Source organism: Streptomyces sp. SLBN-118 (genome assembly GCF_006715635.1).
In the GTDB taxonomy this organism is placed as follows: Bacteria; Actinomycetota; Actinomycetes; order Streptomycetales; family Streptomycetaceae; genus Streptomyces.
The window spans coordinates 948,755-969,275 of sequence record NZ_VFNP01000001.1 but is presented as its reverse complement, the minus strand read 5'-3'; the positions used below and the strand labels follow the sequence as shown (position 1 = coordinate 969,275).

The following is a 20,521-nucleotide window of genomic DNA, read 5'->3' as shown; positions in this document are numbered from 1 at the left end:
CGTCCACGAAAGGCACACATGGCCGCCCAGCTGTCCTCCGGCACGAACCCGCCCGCCTCCGCACCCCGCTCCGTCGGCCGCTCGATGCTGTGGGCCATCGCCTCGATCGGGCTGGGCGTCGTCGTCATCCTCAACTCCTCCGGCCCCTCGGCGGGCGGAGTCCCCCAGCTGCCTCCGGTGGTCGCTGCCCCGCCCACGTACGGTCCGCCGGCGCCGCCCGTCGCCAGTCTGGTGCTGCCCCGCTCCGCACCGAAGCGGCTGTCGATCCCGCAGATCGGCGTCGACGCCCCGTTCACGACCCTGTCCATCGGAGCGTCCGGGCGGCTCGACGCGCCGCCCGCCAACAACAGCAACCTCGTCGGCTGGTTCGTGGGCGGCGTCTCGCCCGGGGAGCGCGGCGCTGCGATCGTTGCGGGCCATGTCGACACCAAGACCGGCCCGGCCGTGTTCTTGCAGCTCAGCAAGCTCAAGGCCGGGAGCAAGGTCGCCATCACCCGCGAGGACGGCATGGTCGCCTCGTTCGTGGTCGACTCCGTCGAAAGCTTCAGCAAAGCGCGCTTCCCCAACCAGCGGGTCTACGCCGACACCCCGAGCCCGCAGCTGCGCCTGATCACCTGCGGGGGCTCGTACGACCGAAAGAAGAAGGACTACACCGAGAACGTGGTGGCGTTCGCCCATCTCGACTCCGCCCAGCACGCCTGAGCTACGAACCCGCGCAGGAACGCGTGGCCCGTTTCGCGCTCGCCCCTCCCGCGCACCCCATTCCCCGCCATTCAACCGTCGCACATCCACTCTCCGCCGGGCGGTCATGTCGAATCCAGCCAGCCACGGAAGAAGTAAGGAGCCGGGCCTCCGCGCCCGCGGTCCGTCCCCTTCCGTCCGGCACAGGAGACCGTCATGCCCGCATCGCCAGCTGTCGTCCCCGCCCCACTCGCCGCCCCCGCGCAGATGCCCACCCAGCTCGCCGCGCCCCTGCCCTCGCCCGTCCCCGCTCCCCTCGGCCCGGGGGACGAGCAGCGCTACGTCGTCTCCCTCGCCCGGGACCAGGAGGACGTACGGGCCGCGCAGCGCCTGCGTCACCAGGTGTTCGCCGGTGAGATGGGCGCCAGGCTGGAGGGACCCGAGCCGGGCCTGGACACCGATGCCTTCGACGCGTACTGCGACCACCTCCTCGTGCGCGAGGCCGAGACCGGTGAGGTCGTCGGCACCTACCGCCTGCTTCCGCCCGACCGCGCCCGGGTCGCGGGACGGCTCTACTCCGAGACCGAGTTCGACCTGGCCAGGCTCGCCCCGATCCGCGACGACCTTGTCGAGGTCGGCCGCTCCTGCGTCCACCCCCTGCACCGCAACGGCGCCGTCATCGCCCTCATCTGGGCCGGGCTCGCCCGCTACATGACCCGCACCGGCCACAACTGGCTGGCCGGCTGCTGCTCCATCCCGCTCGCGGACGGCGGCACCCTCGCCGCGGCCACCTGGGACACCGTGAAGGCCAAGAGCCTCGCCCCCGAGGAGTACTGGGTCATCCCGCACAAGCTGTGGAACCCCGACTCCGTCGCCCGCCCCGACGGCCGCACCGAGCTGCCCGCCCTGCTCCGCGGCTATCTGCGGCTCGGTGCCTGGGTCTGCGGAGCGCCCGCCCACGACCCCGACTTCGGTGTCGCGGACCTCTACGTCCTGCTCTCGCTGCGCCGAACCAACCCCCGCTACCTGCGCCACTTCCTCTCCCTCGCCCCCGTGCGATGAGCGTCTGGCTCCCCAGCGCGCCCTGCACCCCCGGTGGCTGCGCGACCCACCACGGCCCGGCGGCCGGCTCGCTCAGGGCGGCGGCCCGGCTGCTCGCCGGAACCACGACGGTCCTCGTCGGCCTCCTGCTCGGGCCGGTGGTCGCGCTGCTCGCGCCGGTGCTCGGAACCCGCTTCCGCCATCGGGCGACCCGCTGCTGGGCGCATGCCGTGGTACACGCCTTCGGCGTACGCGTGCGAATCGTGGGCGTAGGCCGGACGCGGAGCACCGGCGGTTCCCTGGTCGTCGCCAACCACATCTCGTGGCTGGACATACCGCTGATCGCGGCGGCCCTGCCCGGACGGATGCTGGCCAAGACCGAGGTCCGGCGCTGGCCGTTGCTCGGACCGCTGGCCGCCCGCGGCGGCACGTTCTTCCTGGAGCGCGACCGGCTGCGTACGCTGCCCGGCACCGTCCGCGAGATGGCGTCCGCGATGAACGGCGGCGCGCGCGTCATAGCCTTCCCCGAAGGGTCCACCTGGTGCGGCCGGGCCCAGGGCCGCTTCAGGCCCGCCGTCTTCCAGGCCGCACTCGACGCGGGCGCCGACGTTCAGCCCGTACGCATCAGCTATCTGCCCACCGGCGCCGCCGCCTTCGTCGGGGAGGATTCGCTGACCGCGTCCCTGTGGCGGGTCGTGGCGGCCGGCGGGCTCACCGCGGAGATCCGGCTGCTGCCGGCCATCCCCGCGGGGAGCTGCCCCGACCGCCGTTCACTGGCCCGTGCCGCTCAGCGTGCCGTCGCCACAGACAGCGCGAACCTGCCTTCCGTGTCCGTCCACCAGTGCGTCAGCTCAAGCTCCGCAGAGGCGAGTTCGGTCCGTACACCTGCCTGACGGAACTTCGCCGACACCTCCGTACGCATCTCCTCGCCCGCTTCGAACGGCACCACGAGATCCAGCTCGGGGATCTTCACGGTCAGTGCGTGGCGCGCCCGCAGCCGCATCTCGATCCACTCCTGCCCACGGTCCCAGCGCGCCACATGCTCGAAGTCGTCGGGGTCGACGTCCGCATCCAGCTCACGCGCGATGACGGACAGCACGTTCTTGTTGAACGCGGCCGTCACCCCCGCCGCGTCGTCGTACGCCCGCACCAGGACCTTCTCGTCCTTCACCAGATCCGTGCCGAGCAGCAGCGCGTCACCGGGATCCATCAGCGAACGCACGGAGCGCAGGAACGCCGCGCGCTCCTCGGGCAGCAGATTGCCGATCGTGCCGCCGAGGAAGGCGATCAGCCGCGGCCCCGGGGTGGCGGGCAGGACGAGCCCGCGGGTGAAGTCGGCGATCAGGGCGTGGACATTGAGCGAGGGCCGCTCGGCGAGCAGCGCCTCGGCCGCGCCGGTCAGCGCGCTCTCGCTCACGTCGACCGGCACATAGGTGTGGAGCTCGGGCAGTTCGTCCAGCAGATGCCGGGTCTTGTCCGATGAGCCCGAGCCCAGCTCCACCAGGGTGCGTGCCCCGGTGGCCGCGGCGATCTCGGACGAGCGGGCGAGCAGGATCTCCCGCTCGGCGCGGGTCGGGTAGTACTCGGGGAGCCGGGTGATCTCCTCGAAGAGCTCGCTGCCGCGGGCATCGTAGAACCACTTGGGCGGCAGCGCCTTCGGCGTACGGGTCAGCCCGTGCAGCACGTCCGCGCGCAGAACGGCGTCGGTGGCATCCTCGGGCAGGGTGCGGGTCAGCAGAAACGGGCTCACGCGGGTGGCTCCTTGAGCGGGGTCAGAAGGACATCGGTGCGGGTCGCCGCCAGCAGGGTGCGGTCGGGGACCTCGCGCCAGTGCGGATCGTCGTCGTACGGCTCCGAGGCGACGACCGTGCGGCGGCCGGGCTCGGCCAGATACCAGAGCGTGTCTCCCCATGCCGTCGCCGCGACCGTCTCGCCGTCGGTGAGAAGGAGATTGAGCCGTGAGCCGGGCGCGGCCTCGCCGACCTCGCGGACCGTGTCGGCCAGCGCCTGGCCGGGCTCGTCGCCGTCGCGCAGCCGGTGCAGTACCAGCGCCCACACCAGCGCCGAGTCGCAGCGCGCCTCCAGTGACAGCAATTCGGTAGCGGGCAGGGTCACGGCGAGCGGGGCCAGCGATCCCGGCCAGCCCCCGACCGCGCCGTTGTGGCTGAACAGCCAGGGCCCGGCGGCGAACGGCGCGGCCGCCGCCTCACCGTCCGCGCCCGCCTCGGTGGCGTCGCGGACGGCGGCGAGCACGGCACCGCTGCGGACCACCCGGGCGAGATCGGCGAAGGAGAGATCGGCCCAGACGGGGCCCGGGCGCCGGTACCGGGCGGGCACCGGATCGCCCTCGGCGTACCAGCCGACGCCGAAGCCGTCCGCGTTGACCGTTCCGTACCGCTGGTGACGCGGCGCCCAGGACTGCCTGAACAGCCCGTGCGCGGGCTCGACGAGCAGTTGCCCGAGCGGCAGCGGCGGGCCGAGGAAGGCGATGTGGCGGCACATCAGGCCGACTCCCCGCGCACATGGGCGTCCCGTGCCGTACGGAAGCCGGAGAAGATCTGCCGACGCACCGGAAGGTCCCAGTTGCGGAAGGTGCCGCGGCAGGCCACCGGGTCAACGGCGAACGAACCGCCGCGCAGCACCTTGTGCGCGCTGCCGAAGAACACCTCGGAGTACTCGCGGTACGGGAAGGCGGCGAAGCCCGGGTAGGGCAGGAAGTCGCTCGCCGTCCACTCCCACACATCGCCGATCAACTGCCGTACGCCGAGCGGCGATTCGCCCTCCGGGTAGCTGCCCACCGGGGCCGGCCGCAGATGGCGCTGGCCGAGGTTGGCGTACGAGGGCTTCGGATCCTCGTCGCCCCAGGGGAAGCGGCGTGAGCGGCCCGAGTGCGGATCGTGGCGGGCCGCCTTCTCCCACTCCTCCTCGGTGGGCAGCCGACGCCCCGCCCAGCGGGCGTACGCATCGGCTTCGTACCAGCTGACATGCAGCACCGGCTCGTCCGCGGGCACCGGCTCGGTCACCCCGAAGCGGCGGCGCAGCCACTGACCGCCCTCGCGGCGCCAGAACAGCGGAGCGCCGATGTCGTGCTGCCGGATCTGGTCCCAGCCCTCGGCCGCCCACCAGCGGGGATCCGTATAGCCGCCGTCCTCGATGAAGGTCTGGTAGGCGCCACAGGTCACGGGCACGGTGTCGATGAAGAAGCCCGGAACGACCCGCTGGTGCGCGGGCCGTTCATTGTCCAGCGCCCACGGCTCGGTCGAGGTACCCATGGTGAACGGGCCGCCGGGTACCAGGACTTCGGCGGGCAGACCCTCCGCGCTGCCGGCCGGCGGCTCGGGCGCGGTGAGCGCCGCGGGCCCCTTGCGCAGCTGATGCGTGATGAGCATCGTCTCGTCGTGCTGCTGCTCGTGCTGGGCGATCATCCCGAAGGCGAAGGCGGCGTCGACCAGGGGCCTGCCCTCCAGTGGGGTGGTCTCCAGGACGTCCAGGACCCTGCCGCGCACATCGGAGGCGTACGCCCGCGCCTCGGCCGGGGCGAGCAGCGGCAGCGTGGGCCGCAGGGAGCGTGGATGCTCGAAGGCGTCGTAGACGGAGTCGATCTCGGGGCGCAGTGCCTCACGCCCGGCGACGGTGCGCAGCAGCCACTGCTCCTCCTGGTTGCCGACATGGGCCAGGTCCCACACCAGCGGGGACATCAACGGCGAGTGCTGGGCGGTCAGTTCATTGTCGTCGACGCACGAGGTGAGCGTGGCCGTACGGGCTCGGGCCGCGGTCAGCGCGTCCAGGGCGCGGAGCCGGAGGTCTTCGGTCATCTGGTCGGTTCCTTCCCGAGGGACGGGATGCGCAGCTCGTCGGCGGGACATCGCCCCGGCAGGACGTGGTGTTCGTTGAATGCGGCGACCGCGTCCCGTACGGCGTCGGACGCGCCGATGCGCGGCAGCGCCTCCATGGCGACGGCGAAGCAGGTCACGGCGGCGGCATGCAGTTCGGGGTCGGTCAGTGCGTGCCGTGCGGCGTTGGTCCACAGCAAATTGCGCGGTGCGGGCAGGGAACCGGCGTACTCCGCCAGTGGTTTCACGGCGCGGTAGACCGTCTCGGCGGCCTCGGCGTCGTCGAACAGGGCCGTGGTGACCGCGAGCGGCACCATCCAGCCGTCATCGCCCGGCTGGGCGTCGATCATGCGCAGTTCGAGATGGCCGCGCGGCCTCGCCGGCGGGAAGAGGGTGCTCAGGTGGTATTCGAGATCCTGCCGGGTCGGCGGGCGCACGACGCCGGAGCGTATCCACTCGCGGAAGGTGAGCCCGCCGGGCTGTTCCCACGGGTCGCCGTCCATTCGTATGCACATCACCGGTGCGTCCAGCGCGTGCGCGGCCCAGGCCGAGCGCGGTTCTCCGCCGAGCGGCGGCGCGAGGGGCCGTACGGCATCGAGCGCGGCCCACACGGCCTGCCGCGTCGAGCGCCAGCCGGTGTACCGCCCGCCCTGGAGGGGCGAGTTGGCGAACGAGGCCATCAACACCGCGCCGAGCAGATGCGCGAGCTGCCAGCGACGGCCGTGCCCCAGAGGGCCCGGCTCCTCGTCACCGGCGTCCAGACACACCTGGATCGAGGCGGAACTGCACATCATGGCGCGCCCGGACGGACCTGTCCGGTCGAAATACGCCTCCATGGCGTCATAACGGGGATCGTGGAGCAGTCTGCGTGGCGGATTGACGGGATCGAGCCCGATTCCATTGAGAGTGAGGCCTGCCGGGCGGAGCGCGGCGCGTACGGCGTCCAGATCGGCGGCGACGGAGTCGATGCACTCCATCAGGGAGGCGGCGGGGGGCGAGCTGAGCTCCAGCTGGCCACCTGGCTCGAAGGTGAGGGCCGAATTCAGTTGTAGAGCACGTACCTGGTCATGGGCCGCTCCGAGGCGGTCGGCGGGGAGGGGGCGATCGGGCCGCTCCAGCTCATGGACGAGCCATTCGACCTCCACGCCCACGTAGCGGGGCGGGCCGTTCTTGAAGCAGATACATCGAAGCAGGTCCTCGGCTTCTTCTTCCACGAGTGGGGGGCCGAAGCCGCCGGCATCGGGTGGGTGCATGTCCGGTTCCTCTTTCAAAGGCACCCTGCCAACCTAAGGCCACCGCCGCCGCTGCGCACAAGAGTGCCCGTCGGTGTTCGTGGGACGTAAGAAATGCGATTGCCGCGCCCCCAGCAGATCGCCGACGATGGCCGCCATGAGTGCACGACTGAGGGGGATCGCACGGCAGACCGAAGAAATCGTCGAGAACGGCCACTACCTGGCTCCCGACGGGCGGACCGTGGACATCGGGCGGGTGCTGGCCGTCGCACTGGCCGGGACCCGGATGTACGGGCCCGAAGCCGTGGATGTCGAGCCGGACACCGACCGCACGACATCCTTCGAGGTCACGGCCGAGAGCAGCACCCGGGCGGCCATGCGTCTGACCGCGGCCGACAGCGCCCGTGTGGGCGTCCTGAACTTCGCCTCGGCACGCAATCCCGGCGGCGGCTATCTGAACGGCGCACAGGCCCAGGAAGAGGCACTCTGCCGGGCCTCGGCGCTGTACGCCACGCTCCTGCGCGCCCCGGAGTTCTACGAGCACCACCGCGCCGAGCGCAGCCCCTTCTACACGGACCGCGTCATCCACTCACCCGGCGTCCCGCTGTTCCGTGACGACCGCGGACGGCTCCTCGACGAGCCCTGCACGGTGGGATTTCTGACGTCGCCCGCGCCGAACGCCGGGGTGATCACGAGCCGGACCCCCGACCAGGTACACCGCATCCCGGCCGCGGTCGCCGCCCGCAGACAGGGGGCGCGGCGCTAGCCGCTCCAGTGGAGCCGGTGCTTGCACCGGGGGGTGCTGGAGACAGCGGCCAAGGAGGGCTACCGGCGGCTGGTGCTGGGGGCCTGGGGCTGCGGGGTCTTCCGCAACGACCCCGCGGTGGTCGCGGCCGCGTTCCACGCTCTGCTCACCGGGGGCGGCCGCTTCGCGGGCCATTTCGAGCAGATCGTCTTCGCTGTACTGGACCGTACGTCCGACGGGCCGACCCTCGGGGCCTTCCGCCGCACCTTCGCCGCCCAGTTGCAAGCCGCCCAGTTGCAAGCCGCCCAGATGCAAGCCGGTCAGCTCCAGCCGTAGCGCTCCCGCAGCCGGTGCACGACCCGGTCGAAACGCGGCCGGTCCAGCGCGCACGCCTCACGGCGCATTCCGCGCTCGTGAACCCGCAGTACGCGGTCCAGATCCACCCAGGACTCACGTCCCTCCCGGTCCCACGGTCCGACGCCGATCGCCACCCATTCACGGTCCCGGTCGTGCCACTTGCTGGACAGCTGCACGGCGAGCAGCGTTCCCGCCTCCTCACGCGCCACCACCAGGACCGGACGGTCCTTGCCGCGTCCGTCCATCTCCTCGAACGGCACCCAGGTCCAGACGATCTCGCCCGGGTCGGGATCGCCGTCGCGGTCGGGGGCGTACGAGGTGCGGACCGGGCCGACCTCGGCGGGATCGGCTTCGGTGGTGGCCGAGGGGCCGCTTCGGCCGGGCAGTGGGGCGGTGCCGCCTGATGCGTCAGAGAAGATCGTCACCCGCCCCACGGTAGGACGTGGCGGGTCCCGCCCACTGGGCGGGTGCCTCACGCCCCTCGATCCCGGGCAAAACTCGGTCGGCGCGCGGCACCGCTGGTTTCCGGCCAACTGCCGGACCCCGTGCGCGGCGGGTCTGGAAGGATTCCCAGAGCGATGAGCCAGACACCCAAGCAGTCCGCAGAACGCCCCGTTCCGACCAGTGCCGACGTCGCCCGGCTCGCCGGAGTTTCCCGGGCCACCGTCTCCTACGTGCTCAACAACACTTCCGCCGTACGGATCAGCGAGCCCACCCGCCGCCGCGTCCGCGAGGCAGCCGAAGAACTCGGCTACGTGCCCCACGCGGCGGCCCGCAGCCTGCGCGCCGGGCACACCCGGATGGTGCTGCTCCCCACCGCGCACTTCCGCCTGGGGCCGCTCTACAGCCGCTTCTTCAACGAGCTCCAGTGGGCGCTGCGCCGCCTCGACTACACCGTCGTGCAGTACGGCAGCCTCGGCCTGGCGGGCGACGAGGCCGCCAGGGCATGGGCCGAACTGCGTCCCGTCGCGGTCGTCTCGCTCGGCGAGGTCGCGCTCACCCCGTACGGTGTCGACGTCCTCAAGCGCTCCGGAGCGAAGGCCGTCATCACGCTCGGCCCGCAGCGCGTCGAGGGCGCGCACTCCCTCGCCATGGACCAGAGCGAGATCGGCGGCTGTGCCGTGGGCCATCTGGTCGAGCGCGGCAGGCGCGCCATCGGCGTCGTCATGCCGCAGGAGGACGGCATGGAGTTGTTCTCCGAGCCCCGCCTGGAAGGTGCCCGGCGGGCCGCCGCCGGCACGGGCGCCCGGATCGAGCCGCTGTCCCTGTCGTACGGCGAGGAGTCGGCCGCCGGGCTCGCCGCCCGCTGGCGCGGGCTCGGTCTCGACGCCGTCTACGCGTTCAACGACGAGTACGCCATGCTCCTGATGCGGGCCCTGCAGGACGAGGACATCGATGTCCCCGCCCAGGCCGCGGTGATCGGCGCGGACGATCTGCTGCTCGGAAGGCTGCTGCGGCCACGGCTGAGCACGGTGCAGATCGACATGGTGACCGGTCGGCGCTTCGCCGAAGTCGTCGACCGTGTGGTGCGTGAGCCCTCAGCCGAGCCGGAGGGGCACGATCTGATCGGCGCGCGAGCGCTGCTGCGCGAGTCGAGCTGACCCGGCCCGTGCGCCGGGGCGCTTCGGCATGCGGGCAGGGCGCTGCGTGTCTAGCGTCGTTTGCATGAGCACAGACCCGCAGCGCTTCGAGATCCTGCTGGTGCCCGAGCATGTCGAGGGCAGCGACGCGGCCCATCTGGCCGCGAACGCCATCCGCTCGGCCGTCGTGGTGGCTACCGGCCAGGTCGGGTCGTCCGGGTATCCGCGCTTCTCGGGCGGCGGCATCGAGGCGGACATCGACCCGGTCACACGGACGGTTGAAGCACTGCTGGTCGACGGATCGGAACTGGACTACGGGCTTTCGGCGCGAGTCGTCGACCCGGCAGAACGCTGAAAGCCCGTTATTGCCATCAATTCCCCGTTGTTTCATCGGGGATTCACCGCAATTGGCCGGCCGTCCCGGGCCGTCCCGGGCCGTCCCGCACGGGGACGGCCGGGGACCGCGGCGCCGGTCAGGCTTCCGTCGCGGTCTCCGCCCCCGCGTCACCGCTCTGTGCCTCTTCGATCGACTTGCGGACCTTGTCCATGTCCAGCGCGCGTGCCTGACCGATCACGTCCTCCAGGGCGGCCTCCGGCAGCGCGCCTGGCTGGGCGAACACCGCGACGTTGTCACGGACGATCATCAGCGTGGGGATGGAGCGGATCTCGAACGCGGCCGCGAGCTCCTGCTGAGCCTCCGTGTCGACCTTCGCGAACACCAGGTCGGGGTGGCGTTCGGCGGCGCCCTCGTAGACCGGGGCGAACTGACGGCAGGGACCGCACCAGGAAGCCCAGAAATCGATCAGGATGAAGTCGTTGTCCGTTACAACCTGATCGAAGTTTTCCTTGGTGAGCTCAAGAGTGCTCATGACGCGCTACCTCTTCCTGATGTCCGTGGACTCGCCCCCGACAACGGTGCCCGGGGCCGTGCTATTCCTGCCCCTGCCCATGTGGCCAGGACGCACACCCGGCACCAGACTGTCCCTATGACGGAAGCCGTGGAGTACGACGTTGTGGTGCTGGGCGCAGGACCTGTCGGGGAGAACGTGGTGGACCGCACCAGGGCGGCGGGTCTGAGCACCGCGGTCGTGGAGAGCGAGCTGATCGGGGGTGAGTGTTCGTACTGGGCGTGCATTCCGAGCAAGTCGCTGCTCCGTTCGGCGCTCGCCCGCGCCGACGCCCGCCGTGTCCCCGGCCTCCGTCACGCGGTACAGGGACCGCTCGACGCCGAAGCGGTGCTGGCCCACCGTGACGAATATGTCTCCCACTGGAAGGACGACGGCCAGGTCCGCTGGCTGGATTCGATCGGCGCCCGCATCTATCGCGGCAAAGGCAGGCTGCACGGCCCCAAGAAGATCCTGGTCGACGGTCCCGAGGGCGAGCACCACGTACTGACCGCCCGGCACGCCGTGGTCGTGTCGACCGGCAGCCGTGCTGTACTGCCCGACATCCCGGGTCTGGTCGGCGCGAAGGCATGGACCAGCCGCGAGGCCACCAGTGCCCACCGGGTGCCCGGGCGGCTCGCGATCGTCGGCGGCGGTGTGGTCGGCGTGGAGATGGCCACCGCCTGGCAGGCGCTCGGCTCGCTGGTCACCCTGCTGGTACGCGGCGGGGGAGTGCTGACCCGGATGGAACCCTTCGTCGGCGAGCATGTCATCGAGGCATTGACCGAGGCCGGTGCCACGGTCCGTACGCACACGTCCGTCACCTCCGTCGAACGCATGGGCGGCACCGGTCCCGTCACCCTCGTCCTCGACAACGGCGAGCGGGTCGAGGCCGACGAGGTCCTCTTCGCCACCGGCCGCTCCCCGCGCACCGACGGCATCGGCCTGGAGACCGTGGGCCTGGCACCGGGCTCGTGGCTGCCCGTCGACGACAGCTGCCGGGTCGAAGGCAGCGACTGGCTGTACGCGGTGGGCGATGTGAACCGCCGCGCGCTCCTCACCCACCAGGGCAAGTACCAGGCCCGGATCGCGGGAGCCGCCATCGCCGCCAGGGCACAGCACTGTCCGCTGCTGGAGACCGACCGCTGGGGCGCGCACAGCGCCACGGCCGACCACGCCGCCGTCCCGCAAGTCGTCTTCACCGACCCGGAGGCCACGGCCGTCGGTCTCTCGCTCGCCGAGGCCGAGGCGGCCGGACACCGGGTCCGGGCCGTCGACTACGACCTGGCCTCGGTCTCGGGCGCCGGCCTGTACGGCGACGGCTACCGCGGCCACGCCCGGATGGTCGTCGATCTGGACCGCGAGATCCTGCTGGGCGTCACGTTCGTGGGCCCGGGCGTGGGCGAGTTGCTGCACTCGGCGACCGTTGCGGTCGCGGGCGAGGTGCCGATCGAGCGGCTGTGGCATGCGGTGCCCGCGTTCCCGACGATCAGCGAGGTGTGGCTGCGGCTGCTGGAGACGTACCGCGGCTGAGTGCCGTCACCGCCGTAACCGAGTTCCCCTCAAACGCCTCAGCGGTAGTCGGGATTGGGGAAGTCGAAGCGGCAGCCGGCATCCCATTCGGAGCGCTGGTTGCCGTGGGCCGGGATGCCGCCGGCCTGCTTCAGCATGGCGCCGAGGTGCATCAGGTTCCAGGTCATGAAGGCCGTGTTGCGGTTGGTGAAGTCGTTCTCGGGACCTCCCGAGCCCGGGTCCAGATATGAGGGCCCGGGTCCGGCCTCGCCGATCCAGCCCGCGTCGGCCTGCGGCGGGATCGTGTAGCCGAGGTGCTGGAGGCTGTAGAGGACGTTCATCGCACAGTGCTTGACGCCGTCCTCGTTGCCGGTGATGAGGCAGCCGCCGACGCGGCCGTAGTACGCGTACTGGCCACGGTCGTTGAGGATGCTGGAGCAGGCGTAGAGACGCTCGACGACCTGCTTCATCACGGAGCTGTTGTCGCCGAGCCAGATCGGCCCGCACAGGACGAGGATGTCGGCGGCCATGACCTTCTCGTACAGCTGCGGCCAGGCGTCCGACTCCCAGCCGTGCTCGGTCATGTCGGGCCAGACGCCGGTGGCGATGTCGTGGTCGACCGCGCGGATCACCTCGGTCGTCACGCCGTTGCTGTCCATCAGAGCGCGGCTCTTGTCGATAAGACCCTCGGTGTTGCTGGTCTCCGGTGCCCGCTTGAGCGTGCAGTTGATGAAGACGGCGCGCAGGTCGTCGTAGTGGTACGTCGTCGAGGCCATCGGACCGTCTCCTCGTGCCGGGCGGGAGCTGAGCGGGACTGTGCCATCAGACTGCTCCCGCCCGGCATCGCGGTCCACATCGGTGGCCCGAACGGGCAGCGTCACACCGGAGCGGTCACCTGAACGCCGCGATATTGCGCTGCACCCACTGAGCGAAGGTGCGGGCCGGCCGGCCGAGGATCTGCTCGACGGCCGGGCTCACCCGCTGTTCGGCGGCGAACGGCTCGCCCAGGATGGCAAGAGTGCCGTCCGCGACGGGCCCGGGCATGAACCGAACCAGCTGCGCCCGCGCCTCGTCGCGGCTCTGCTCGATGAACCGTACGGGTGCCCCCAGTGCGTGACCGATCGCCTCGGCCTGCTCGCGCGGAGAGACCGGCGACGGCCCGGTGAGTTCGTAGGTGTGGCCGGCATGCCCCGCCTCGCGCAGGACCGCGGCGGCGACTTCCCCGATGTCGGCGGGGTCGATGACCGGCAGCCCCACGCCGGGGAACGGCGCGGCGACCGTTCGCCGCGCGCGGACGCTCTCGGCCCAGAGGAACGCGTTGGACGCGAATCCGCCCGGCCGAAGGACCGTCCATTCCAGCCCTGAGTTCCGCACATCGTCCTCGAAAGCCCGCAGGGGTGCGTGAGAGGGGGACTGCGGTCGTGTCCCGGCGCCCTGGGAGGACAGCAGGACGACGCGCCGGACCCCGGCCGCCCCGGCCACGGCGAGGATGCCGCTCGCGCTGACACCCTCGCCGCCGCCGGCAACCAGAAGGAAGAGCGCGTCGGCGCCGTCGAGCGAGGGCCTCAGGCTCTCCGGCTCGGCCAGATCGGCCTGCCGGTGCACGACGCCCGGCTGCGCCTCCTCTCCAAAAGGCCGCCGTGAAACGGCCGTGACCTTCTCCCCGGCCGCAGCGAGTGCCTGCACAAGTGGCCGTCCTACATTGCCGGTTGCTCCGGTAATCACGATCATGATCAGCTCCCATTCAGGTCGTCCGGCCCGCTTCCGGCCGGTGCACAACGCCATCCTGGAGGCCAAACTGGCCATCTTCTGGCCAGTTTCTGGGAGAGAATGACCGGCATGAGGGCTGATCGTCTGGTCGCGACGCTGTTGTTCCTCCAGGCGCGCGGGCGCGTGACCGTCGCCGAAGTGGCCGCGGAACTCGACGTGTCCGAACGCACGGCGCGACGCGACCTGGAGGCACTGGCGAGCGCCGGAATTCCCGTCTACTCGCAGCGCGGCCGCGGCGGCGGCTGGTCGTTGGTCGGGGGAGCCCGGACCGACCTGACCGGACTGACCGCGGGCGAGATCCGGGCGCTGTTCCTCGTGGCAGGACCCTCGTCGGCGACGCCCGAACTGCGGACGGCGCTGCGCAAGTTGGTCCGGGCCCTACCGGCGACGATGAGATCCGACGCCGAGGCCGCGTCGAGAGCGGGCGTCACCGACGACACGGACTGGTCGCGCACCGCGGTCGGGGCAGCCGGACCCCACCTCGATGCCCTGCGGAGCGCGGTGGTGGACGGGACGCAGATCAGACTCGGTTACGCCCCTCCCGGCAGGCCCGACCGTGAGCGGACCGTGCATCCGCTCGGTATCGCGTCCAAGGCGGGCGTCGACTACCTCGTCGCCGGTACGGACCGTGACCTGCGGGCCTACCGGCTCAGCCGGGTCACCTCGGTCGAGCCGACGGGCGACCCCGTCGTACGGCCGGAGGGCTTCGATCTGACCACCGCCTGGCGCTCCCTCGCCGAGGGGATGGAGGACCGCATGCTCGCGGCGACCGTGCGGGGGCGGGCCGAACGGAGCGCCGAGCCGGTGCTTCAGGGGCTGTTCGGCGGGCGGCTGACGGTGGGCCGGCCGCTCGGCGTCGCATGGGTGGAGATCGCGGTCGACGGGCCGTCACCGGAGATCCTGGCGGCGCAGTTGGCCGGGCTCGGGGCGCGGGTCGAAATCCTCGAACCGGCCGCGGCACGCGAACGGCTCGCACGTCTGGCGGCCGAACTCGCCGCCATCTACGGGTCACCCACGACCACCGGCGATGCCCCGGCCGGGCCGCGTGACGCCGCCGATGGCCGGGTCCGGTAACTGCCGCCGGGACCGGACGGGTTCGCCGGGTTTTGTCGAGACGCTTGACGCTTCCGCGGCGGGAGACAACGCTGAGAGCGCTCTCAGAATCACCCCCACAGCTCCACCCGACTGGGAGGACGAGCGTGCTCGCCAAACGAAACGTCCTGGCGTTACTGATCACCGCGGTGCTGCTCGGCGCGGGAATCGCGACGGCCGGACCCACACCCCCCGCCGAGGCCGCGGTCCCCGCGACCATTCCCCTCACGTTCACCAACAACTCCGGGCGCGGCGACCAGATCTACATCTACAACCTGGGGACGCTGCTCACCACGGGCCAGCAGGGCTGGGCCGACGCGAACGGCACCTTCCATCCCTGGCCCGCCGGCGGCAACCCGCCCACCCCCGCGCCCGACGCCTCGATCGCCGGACCGGCAGCCGGCCAGTCCAGAACGATCCGCATACCCAAGTTCTCCGGGAGGATCTACTTCTCCTACGGCCAGAAGCTCGTCTTCAAGCTCGCCACCGGAGGGCTTGTACAGCCCGCGGTCCAGAATCCGGCGGACCCGAACCGGAACATCCTCTTCAACTGGTCCGAGTACACACTCAACGACTCCGGTCTGTGGATCAACAGCACCCAGGTCGACATGTTCTCGGCCCCGTACGCCGTCGGTGTCCAGCCGGAGAGCGGAGCCACCAGGAGCACCGGACATCTGAAGCCCGGTGGATACAACGGCTTCTACAGCGCCCTTCGGGGACAGCCCGGCGGCTGGGGCAACCTCATCCAGACACGCTCCGACGGCACCGTCCTGCGCGCCCTCGCACCCGGCCACGGCATCGAGGCCGGCGCCCTGCCCGCCGGTGTCATGGACGACTACGTCAACCGGGTCTGGAGCAAGTACTCCGCGTCGACGCTGACCGTCACACCGTTCGCGAATCAGCCGAACACCAAGTACTACGGCCGGGTCTCGGGCGGCGTCATGAACTTCACCAACGCTGCCGGCGCGGTCGTCACCTCGTTCCAGAAGCCCGACTCCGACAGTATCTTCGGCTGCTACAAGCGGCTGGACGCCCCGAACGACCAGGTGCGCGGCCCGATCTCGCGCACACTGTGCGCCGGATTCAACCGCTCCACCCTCCTCACCAACCCCAACCAGCCCGACACCGGATCCGCGAACTTCTACCAGGACGTGGTGACCAATCACTACGCCCGGAAGATCCACGCGCAGATGGTGGACGGCAAGGCGTACGCCTTCGCCTTCGACGACGTCGGCGCCCACGAGTCACTGGTGCACGACGGCAACCCGCAGCGGGCGTACATCACGCTGGATCCGTTCAGCTAGCCCGCCCCGAACGGACCGTTCACGGGGCCTTCGTGTCATCCGAGACGTAGCGTGGGCGGTCCGTTCGCAGAGAGGAACCGCCGATGTCCGTACGCCGGGTCGTGCCTGACATCCGAACGAAGGCCATGGAGGAGAGCAGGGACTTCTACGGCCTCATCGGTCTTGAGGAAGTCATGAACCTTGGCTGGGCCATGACGCTCGCATCGCCGTCCAACCCCAACCGCCCAGCTCACCCTCGCCACTCACGACGCGACCGCGCCGGTCGAGGCCGACGTGAGCATCGAGGTGGACGACGTCGACGCCGTGTACGCGGCGATGCTGGAGCGGGGCGCGGAGATCGTGCACTCGCTGCGGGACGAGGAGTGGGGCGTGCGCCGCTTCTTCGTACGCGATCCCAATGGCCGGGTCGTGAACGTCGTCAGCCACCTGCACTGACGGTGCCGAGGGGTGCGTCGCCCTCGAACCGGCGCAGCCGCTCCGCGTCACAGGTCCGCGGGCAGGTGCCGCACGCCTCGGCGGGGCGGATCGAGTAGTAGAGGCAGCAGCCCAACCGGGTCCGGGTGAGGTACGACTGCCCGGCCCGGCCCGTCAGCCGGCGGAAGTCGGCGCCGCCGGGGAAGGGCGGCACGGGCCCCGGAAGCAGTTCGCCGACTGTCCGCACGGCATGCTCCTCCAGGTCCAGCATGCGGCCGAGGTACCAGATGCCGGAGACCAGGTCGTCGCCCACCATGCCCCACAGCGCCCGCGGTCCGCGCCGCATCTGCGGACCGACCGCGGCGAGCAGGGGCCGTACGTGGTCGGCGACCGCGGCCCGCAACTCGGCCCGCAGTGCCTCCTCGTGAGCCAGCACCCGGGCGCCGGGAAGACCGGCCGCCGGATCGTCGGGAAGGCAGGCGAAGCCGCCCGGGACGATCCCGAACGCTCCGGTGGTGAGGCTGATCCGGACGTCGCGCGGACGGATCCGCGGTACACGCCGCTCCAGATACCAGGGGCCGCTCATCAGCAGGCAGACGGACCAGAGGTAGGCGTGCAGCGCGCGGGACGCGGCGACGTCCCTCCGGGCGGTGTGGGCGTGCTGCTCCTGGATGCGCCGTGCCTCGGCGTCCAGGAACGCATCGAGGAATTCCGGACGCTCCGCCAGTTCGGCGCCGTCGGCCCACCCCTGGGCGGCCGGCGTGCCTGGAGCGATGACGTCCACGTCCAGCGACTGGCAGAGCCCGGTGAGCCCCTGGTAGGTCGTGGCGAGCAGCGCGGAGCAGCTCACGGCGGGTCCGGCCGGGGCGAGTGCCAGGGCCAGGGTCACGGGTACTCCTCAACGCCAAGAGCGAACACAGGGGAGGTCACACAGGATGCCTCACGAGCGGTAAGGCAAGGCTCACCTTAACCACATCGAAGTCTTCTTCGGTGAACCGGGGCCGCGTGGCGGCGAATTGACAGTGTTAGGTATGCCTAACTTAGGCTTTCGGCTCGTGTCCCAGAAGAATGTGGGTCGCATCGGACGGTCCGACCTTGCGCGCGGAAGTGATCCCTTCATGCAGCTGTACCTGCTTGCCCTCAACCCGACCGACTCGGTCACCGAAGGGTTCCTCCCCGCCGCCCGGCGGCTCGGCCTCGACATCACCCTGCTCACCGACCAGCCCGAGGCGCACCGCGCCGGCTGCCCGGACACCGATGTCCTGGACTGCGACGTACGGGATTTCCGCGCCGTCATCTCGCGCATATCGAAGCATCGCGCGCCGGACGCCGTCTTCACCAACAGCGACCATCTGCAGATCCAGACCGCCCTGGCCGCCGACTACTTCGGCCTCCCAGCCAAGAGCTGGCAGGCCGCGCTGCGCACCAAGGACAAGGCGCAGATGCGCCGCCACCTCTCCGCCACCGGCATGGACACGGTCCGCTCGGTGGAACTCGCCGCCGGACAGGACCCCGCATCCGCGCTCGCCGGAATCGGCATGCCGTACCCATGCGTCGTCAAGCCGCGCGAGGGAGTCGCCAGCGAGGACGTCGTCCTCGTCGACGGACCCGAGGATCTCGACCTGCGCTGCAAGGAGATACGGGCGCGCCGGCCGGGGGCCGCCCTGGTCGTCGAGGAGTACCTGCCCGGCGAACTCCACACCCTGGAGACACTCGGCGACGGTCGTGTCCTTCATGTGCTCGGCGGCTTCCGCACCGAGCTGTCCCCGCCCCCGTACTTCGTCGAGGAGCGCCTGACCTACGTCCCTGCCCACCCCGGGCCCGTGGTCACGCAGATCCTGACCCAGCTGGACACCCTGGGGGTCGGATTCGGCGCCTGCCACACCGAGTTCGTCGTGCACGAAGGACGCGCGCGCATCATCGAGGTGAACTACCGGGCGATCGGCGACCAGTGCGATCTGCTCCTCGCCCGGCTGCTGGACATCCCGCTCTTCGAGCACATCCTCCGTACGCATCTGGGCGAGCCGCTGCCGCCGGACCTGGAGGCCAGGACCGGCGGTGCGGCCCGGCTCGACTACCCGTGCGCCGAGCGCGCCGGAACGCTGACGTCTGCCCCCGCCCCGGCCGAACTGACCATCGGAGAGGTTGAGTTGACGTACCGGCCCCTGCGCCGGATCGGTGAGCGACACGAGGTGTACCGCACCAACCGAGACCTGCTGGGCGTCGTCCGGGCCATCGGCGCCGACCGGGAGAGCGTGGACCGGGCCGTCACCGACTTCCTCGCCGCCCAGCGCTGGGAGATCACTCCGTGACCGCCACGACGGCAGTCGCCTGCCCGGCCGAGACGGGCCTCGTCCTCCGGCTGCTCGGCGCGCTCCTGCGCGAGGACGTCGCCGGCATGCGCACCCGCTCCACCGTGATGGAGCGCCCGGACGGGACCTGGCTGCGCCTGGAGGCGGCGGACGGGGACCTGCTCGAACTGCCCGTATGCGAGGACGGATTCCAGTACGAGACCGGCGCCCGGCTGCCCCTGCTGCGCCGGGAGTCCGACCGCAGGGAGCTGCGAACCACCGACGACATCCTGGCCGCGCTCCGCGCGCTCGCGGACCCCGAGGACCGCAGTGGCTTCGACGCCCTCGCCGGCGAATGCCGCCAGACGCTCGCCACCCTGCGGCTGCACGCCTCCACGCAGGACGAGGTCGGCGCGATGCTCGCCACCCGGTACGGCACCGATCCCGCGCAGTGGACCGGCCTCGCCGGCCAACTCGCCCACGACACACTCGCCGCCCGCCTCGACCACCCCGTCTACCCGGCCGCGCGCGGCCGGGCAGGACTCGCCACGGACCAACTGCGTGCGTACGCACCGGAGTTCCATCCCGCATTCCGGCTGCGCTGGATCGCGCTTGACAGGGACGCGGTCACGATGCAGGGCACTGTCGGTCCATCGGACCCGGTCTGGCCCACCCCGTCGGCGCTCGGCCTGCCGGAACTCGACGACAGCCATGTCGCCCTCCCCGTGCATCCGCTCACCGTGGGCGAACCGCTGCGGAACGCACTGTGCACCACCGGGCTCGACAGGCGAGCCGTGCTGTCCCACCGTCCCCACCTGGAGGTCGTGCCGACCCTGTCGATGCGGACCGTGGCCCTCGCCTCGTACCCCCGGATCCACCTCAAACTGCCCCTGACCACTGCCACGCTGGGCTTGCGCAACCGACGCACGATCAAGCCGGGCACGCTGGTCGACGGCGCCGCGGTCCAGCGTCTGCTTCAAACCGTGATCGCCCGCGAGCCCCGCTTCCGGGACAGCGTCCTCCTCGCCGACGAGACCGGCTTCGCCCATGCAGGGCATGAACTTCTCGCCGTACTGCTCCGGCGCCAGCCGGCCGGTCTGGACGACGCCGTCGTCGTCCCCATGGCGGCCCTGCTGAGCGAAGCCCCCGGCGGCCGGCTGCTGATCGACCACCTCGCCGACCGCTTCCACAGCGGCGATCCCCTCGCCCTCCTCGACTCCGCACTCGCCCTGCTCTTCGACTGGCAGACGACGCTCTTCGGGTACGGGATCGCCCTGGAGTCCCATCAGCAGAACATCTCGCTGGTGCTCGACACACACGCGAACCGCACCCGGATCAGACTGCTGCTGAAGGACAACGACGGACCGCGGATCAACACCGTCCGGATGCGCTCGGCCCTCGGTGCGGACGCGCCCGGTCCGGCCGAGTTCGACGACACCCGGATCCTCGTGAACACCGACGCGCCGGCCGTCGACCTGTTCACCACCATCACGGTCCACCTCTGCGCGGGTGCCTACGCCTTCGGTCTCGCGCGCCACGGCCGCGCCCCGCTCGACCGGCTGCTGAGTCTCGTACGGGACCGTCTCACCGATGCCGTGGAGCGGCTCGGGACCGATCCCGGGCAGCCGGGCGCCGTGCTGCGCGAACACGTCCTGGACGCCGCGCGCCTCCCCGTCAAGGCGATGGTGACGGCGGGCACCCTGCTCAGCAAGGAGCGCTCGGGCGCGTCCGACATCAACAAGCACTACACGACCGGTCCCAACTACCTGTCGCGGGAGGTGTGAG

General features: G+C 71.1%; 19 protein-coding genes and 2 pseudogenes. 12 read left to right on the top strand and 9 right to left on the bottom strand.

Annotated features, from left to right (window positions below; translation table 11 throughout):
* Nucleotides 1–18: 18 nt before the first annotated feature.
* From FBY35_RS04510 to FBY35_RS04500, 3 genes are all read left to right on the top strand, one after another.
* Nucleotides 19–702 (top strand): class F sortase, encoded by a 684-nt coding sequence (locus FBY35_RS04510; protein ID WP_142212539.1) that lies wholly within the window; start codon nt 19–21, stop codon nt 700–702.
* Nucleotides 703–897: 195 nt separating this feature from the next.
* Nucleotides 898–1,743 (top strand): GNAT family N-acetyltransferase, encoded by an 846-nt coding sequence (locus FBY35_RS04505; protein ID WP_142212538.1) that lies wholly within the window; start codon nt 898–900, stop codon nt 1,741–1,743.
* Complete coding sequence (locus FBY35_RS04500; RefSeq protein WP_142212537.1) at nt 1,740–2,615, top strand: 1-acyl-sn-glycerol-3-phosphate acyltransferase; 876 nt, start codon at nt 1,740–1,742, stop codon at nt 2,613–2,615. Before FBY35_RS04505 ends, FBY35_RS04500 begins: the two co-directional genes overlap by 4 nt.
* On the opposite strand, the gene egtD is transcribed toward FBY35_RS04500, so the two are convergent.
* The 4 genes from egtD to egtA are packed head-to-tail and all read right to left on the bottom strand — an operon-like array spanning nt 2,510 to nt 6,808.
* The gene (gene egtD / locus FBY35_RS04495; protein WP_142212536.1) at nt 2,510–3,472 is read right to left on the bottom strand and encodes an L-histidine N(alpha)-methyltransferase; all 963 of its coding nucleotides are present in this window, start codon (nt 3,470–3,472) and stop codon (nt 2,510–2,512) included. The two genes, FBY35_RS04500 and egtD, sit on opposite strands and share 106 nt — an antisense overlap.
* The gene (egtC, locus tag FBY35_RS04490; protein ID WP_142212535.1) at nt 3,469–4,224 is read right to left on the bottom strand and encodes an ergothioneine biosynthesis protein EgtC; all 756 of its coding nucleotides are present in this window, start codon (nt 4,222–4,224) and stop codon (nt 3,469–3,471) included. The genes egtD and egtC overlap by 4 nt, the downstream gene beginning before the upstream one ends.
* Nucleotides 4,224–5,537: an ergothioneine biosynthesis protein EgtB gene (egtB, locus tag FBY35_RS04485; RefSeq protein WP_142212534.1), complete on the bottom strand. Its 1,314-nt coding sequence runs from the start codon at nt 5,535–5,537 to the stop codon at nt 4,224–4,226. The genes egtC and egtB overlap by 1 nt, the downstream gene beginning before the upstream one ends.
* Nucleotides 5,534–6,808 carry an ergothioneine biosynthesis glutamate--cysteine ligase EgtA gene (gene egtA, locus FBY35_RS04480; RefSeq protein ID WP_142212533.1) on the bottom strand — a complete coding sequence of 425 codons (1,275 nt, stop codon included), beginning with the start codon at nt 6,806–6,808 and terminating at the stop codon, nt 5,534–5,536. The genes egtB and egtA overlap by 4 nt, the downstream gene beginning before the upstream one ends.
* Nucleotides 6,809–6,944: 136 nt before the next feature.
* Here egtA and FBY35_RS04475 point away from each other — a divergent pair.
* Nucleotides 6,945–7,868: pseudogene (locus tag FBY35_RS04475) on the top strand (TIGR02452 family protein).
* On the opposite strand, the gene FBY35_RS04470 reads toward FBY35_RS04475, so the two are convergent.
* Entirely contained in the window at nt 7,853–8,314 is a 462-nt protein-coding gene (locus FBY35_RS04470; RefSeq protein ID WP_142212532.1) for a type II toxin-antitoxin system PemK/MazF family toxin, read from the bottom strand. The pseudogene FBY35_RS04475 and the gene FBY35_RS04470 sit on opposite strands and share 16 nt — an antisense overlap.
* A 153-nt stretch (nt 8,315–8,467) precedes the next feature.
* On the opposite strand from FBY35_RS04470, the gene FBY35_RS04465 reads away from it, so the two are divergent.
* Both FBY35_RS04465 and FBY35_RS04460 read left to right on the top strand, forming a co-directional pair.
* Complete coding sequence (locus tag FBY35_RS04465) at nt 8,468–9,490, top strand: LacI family DNA-binding transcriptional regulator (RefSeq protein WP_142212531.1); 1,023 nt, start codon at nt 8,468–8,470, stop codon at nt 9,488–9,490.
* A 64-nt stretch (nt 9,491–9,554) separates the two neighbouring features.
* Complete coding sequence (locus tag FBY35_RS04460; protein ID WP_142212530.1) at nt 9,555–9,824, top strand: hypothetical protein; 270 nt, start codon at nt 9,555–9,557, stop codon at nt 9,822–9,824.
* Between the two features lie 118 nt (nt 9,825–9,942).
* Here the strand turns inward: FBY35_RS04460 and trxA are convergent, their stop codons facing one another.
* The gene (gene trxA / locus FBY35_RS04455) at nt 9,943–10,338 is read right to left on the bottom strand and encodes a thioredoxin (protein WP_142212529.1); all 396 of its coding nucleotides are present in this window, start codon (nt 10,336–10,338) and stop codon (nt 9,943–9,945) included.
* A 117-nt stretch (nt 10,339–10,455) separates the two neighbouring features.
* Between trxA and FBY35_RS04450 the strand changes: the two genes are divergently transcribed.
* Nucleotides 10,456–11,886, top strand: coding sequence for an NAD(P)/FAD-dependent oxidoreductase (locus FBY35_RS04450; RefSeq protein WP_142212528.1), 1,431 nt, complete (start codon nt 10,456–10,458; stop codon nt 11,884–11,886).
* A gap of 38 nt (nt 11,887–11,924) precedes the next feature.
* On the opposite strand, the gene FBY35_RS04445 is transcribed toward FBY35_RS04450, so the two are convergent.
* Nucleotides 11,925–12,641 carry a flavodoxin family protein gene (locus FBY35_RS04445; protein ID WP_142212527.1) on the bottom strand — a complete coding sequence of 239 codons (717 nt, stop codon included), beginning with the start codon at nt 12,639–12,641 and terminating at the stop codon, nt 11,925–11,927.
* Nucleotides 12,642–12,756: 115 nt separating this feature from the next.
* Nucleotides 12,757–13,596 (bottom strand): SDR family oxidoreductase, encoded by an 840-nt coding sequence (locus FBY35_RS04440; RefSeq protein ID WP_142212526.1) that lies wholly within the window; start codon nt 13,594–13,596, stop codon nt 12,757–12,759.
* A 108-nt stretch (nt 13,597–13,704) separates the two neighbouring features.
* Here FBY35_RS04440 and FBY35_RS04435 point away from each other — a divergent pair, with 108 nt between their 5' ends.
* The 3 genes and pseudogenes from FBY35_RS04435 to FBY35_RS04425 all read left to right on the top strand — a co-directional run bounded on the left by FBY35_RS04435 (nt 13,705) and on the right by FBY35_RS04425 (nt 16,466).
* Nucleotides 13,705–14,709 carry a YafY family protein gene (locus FBY35_RS04435; RefSeq protein ID WP_142212525.1) on the top strand — a complete coding sequence of 335 codons (1,005 nt, stop codon included), beginning with the start codon at nt 13,705–13,707 and terminating at the stop codon, nt 14,707–14,709.
* Between the two features lie 155 nt (nt 14,710–14,864).
* Nucleotides 14,865–16,031 (top strand): glycoside hydrolase family 64 protein, encoded by a 1,167-nt coding sequence (locus FBY35_RS04430; protein WP_399208340.1) that lies wholly within the window; start codon nt 14,865–14,867, stop codon nt 16,029–16,031.
* Nucleotides 16,032–16,114: 83 nt separating this feature from the next.
* Nucleotides 16,115–16,466 (top strand): annotated as a pseudogene (locus FBY35_RS04425) (VOC family protein).
* Here the strand turns inward: FBY35_RS04425 and FBY35_RS04420 are convergent.
* Nucleotides 16,450–17,334, bottom strand: coding sequence for a (2Fe-2S)-binding protein (locus tag FBY35_RS04420; RefSeq protein ID WP_142212522.1), 885 nt, complete (start codon nt 17,332–17,334; stop codon nt 16,450–16,452). The pseudogene FBY35_RS04425 and the gene FBY35_RS04420 sit on opposite strands and share 17 nt — an antisense overlap.
* 229 nt (nt 17,335–17,563) lie before the next feature.
* On the opposite strand from FBY35_RS04420, the gene FBY35_RS04415 reads away from it, so the two are divergent.
* Nucleotides 17,564–18,757 (top strand): acetyl-CoA carboxylase biotin carboxylase subunit family protein, encoded by a 1,194-nt coding sequence (locus tag FBY35_RS04415; RefSeq protein ID WP_142212520.1) that lies wholly within the window; start codon nt 17,564–17,566, stop codon nt 18,755–18,757.
* On the top strand, nt 18,754–20,520 hold the full coding sequence (locus FBY35_RS04410; protein WP_260848511.1) for an IucA/IucC family protein: 1,767 nt from the start codon (nt 18,754–18,756) through the stop codon (nt 20,518–20,520). Before FBY35_RS04415 ends, FBY35_RS04410 begins: the two co-directional genes overlap by 4 nt.
* The last annotated feature ends 1 nt before the right edge of the window (nt 20,521 follow it).

Bases quoted from the DNA above. Each gene is read 5' to 3' on its own strand.
- FBY35_RS04445 (WP_142212527.1), bottom strand. From the start codon at position 12,641: ATGGCCTCGACGACGTACCACTACGACGACCTGCGCGCCGTCTTCATC.
- trxA (WP_142212529.1), bottom strand. From the start codon at position 10,338: ATGAGCACTCTTGAGCTCACCAAGGAAAACTTCGATCAGGTTGTAACG.
- FBY35_RS04500 (WP_142212537.1), top strand. From the start codon at position 1,740: ATGAGCGTCTGGCTCCCCAGCGCGCCCTGCACCCCCGGTGGCTGCGCG.
- FBY35_RS04465 (WP_142212531.1), top strand. From the start codon at position 8,468: ATGAGCCAGACACCCAAGCAGTCCGCAGAACGCCCCGTTCCGACCAGT.
- egtA (WP_142212533.1), bottom strand. From the start codon at position 6,808: ATGCACCCACCCGATGCCGGCGGCTTCGGCCCCCCACTCGTGGAAGAA.
- egtB (WP_142212534.1), bottom strand. From the start codon at position 5,537: ATGACCGAAGACCTCCGGCTCCGCGCCCTGGACGCGCTGACCGCGGCC.
- FBY35_RS04510 (WP_142212539.1), top strand. From the start codon at position 19: ATGGCCGCCCAGCTGTCCTCCGGCACGAACCCGCCCGCCTCCGCACCC.
- FBY35_RS04450 (WP_142212528.1), top strand. From the start codon at position 10,456: ATGACGGAAGCCGTGGAGTACGACGTTGTGGTGCTGGGCGCAGGACCT.
- FBY35_RS04460 (WP_142212530.1), top strand. From the start codon at position 9,555: ATGAGCACAGACCCGCAGCGCTTCGAGATCCTGCTGGTGCCCGAGCAT.
- FBY35_RS04505 (WP_142212538.1), top strand. From the start codon at position 898: ATGCCCGCATCGCCAGCTGTCGTCCCCGCCCCACTCGCCGCCCCCGCG.
- FBY35_RS04435 (WP_142212525.1), top strand. From the start codon at position 13,705: ATGAGGGCTGATCGTCTGGTCGCGACGCTGTTGTTCCTCCAGGCGCGC.
- egtC (WP_142212535.1), bottom strand. From the start codon at position 4,224: ATGTGCCGCCACATCGCCTTCCTCGGCCCGCCGCTGCCGCTCGGGCAA.
- FBY35_RS04415 (WP_142212520.1), top strand. From the start codon at position 17,564: ATGCAGCTGTACCTGCTTGCCCTCAACCCGACCGACTCGGTCACCGAA.
- FBY35_RS04440 (WP_142212526.1), bottom strand. From the start codon at position 13,596: ATGATCGTGATTACCGGAGCAACCGGCAATGTAGGACGGCCACTTGTG.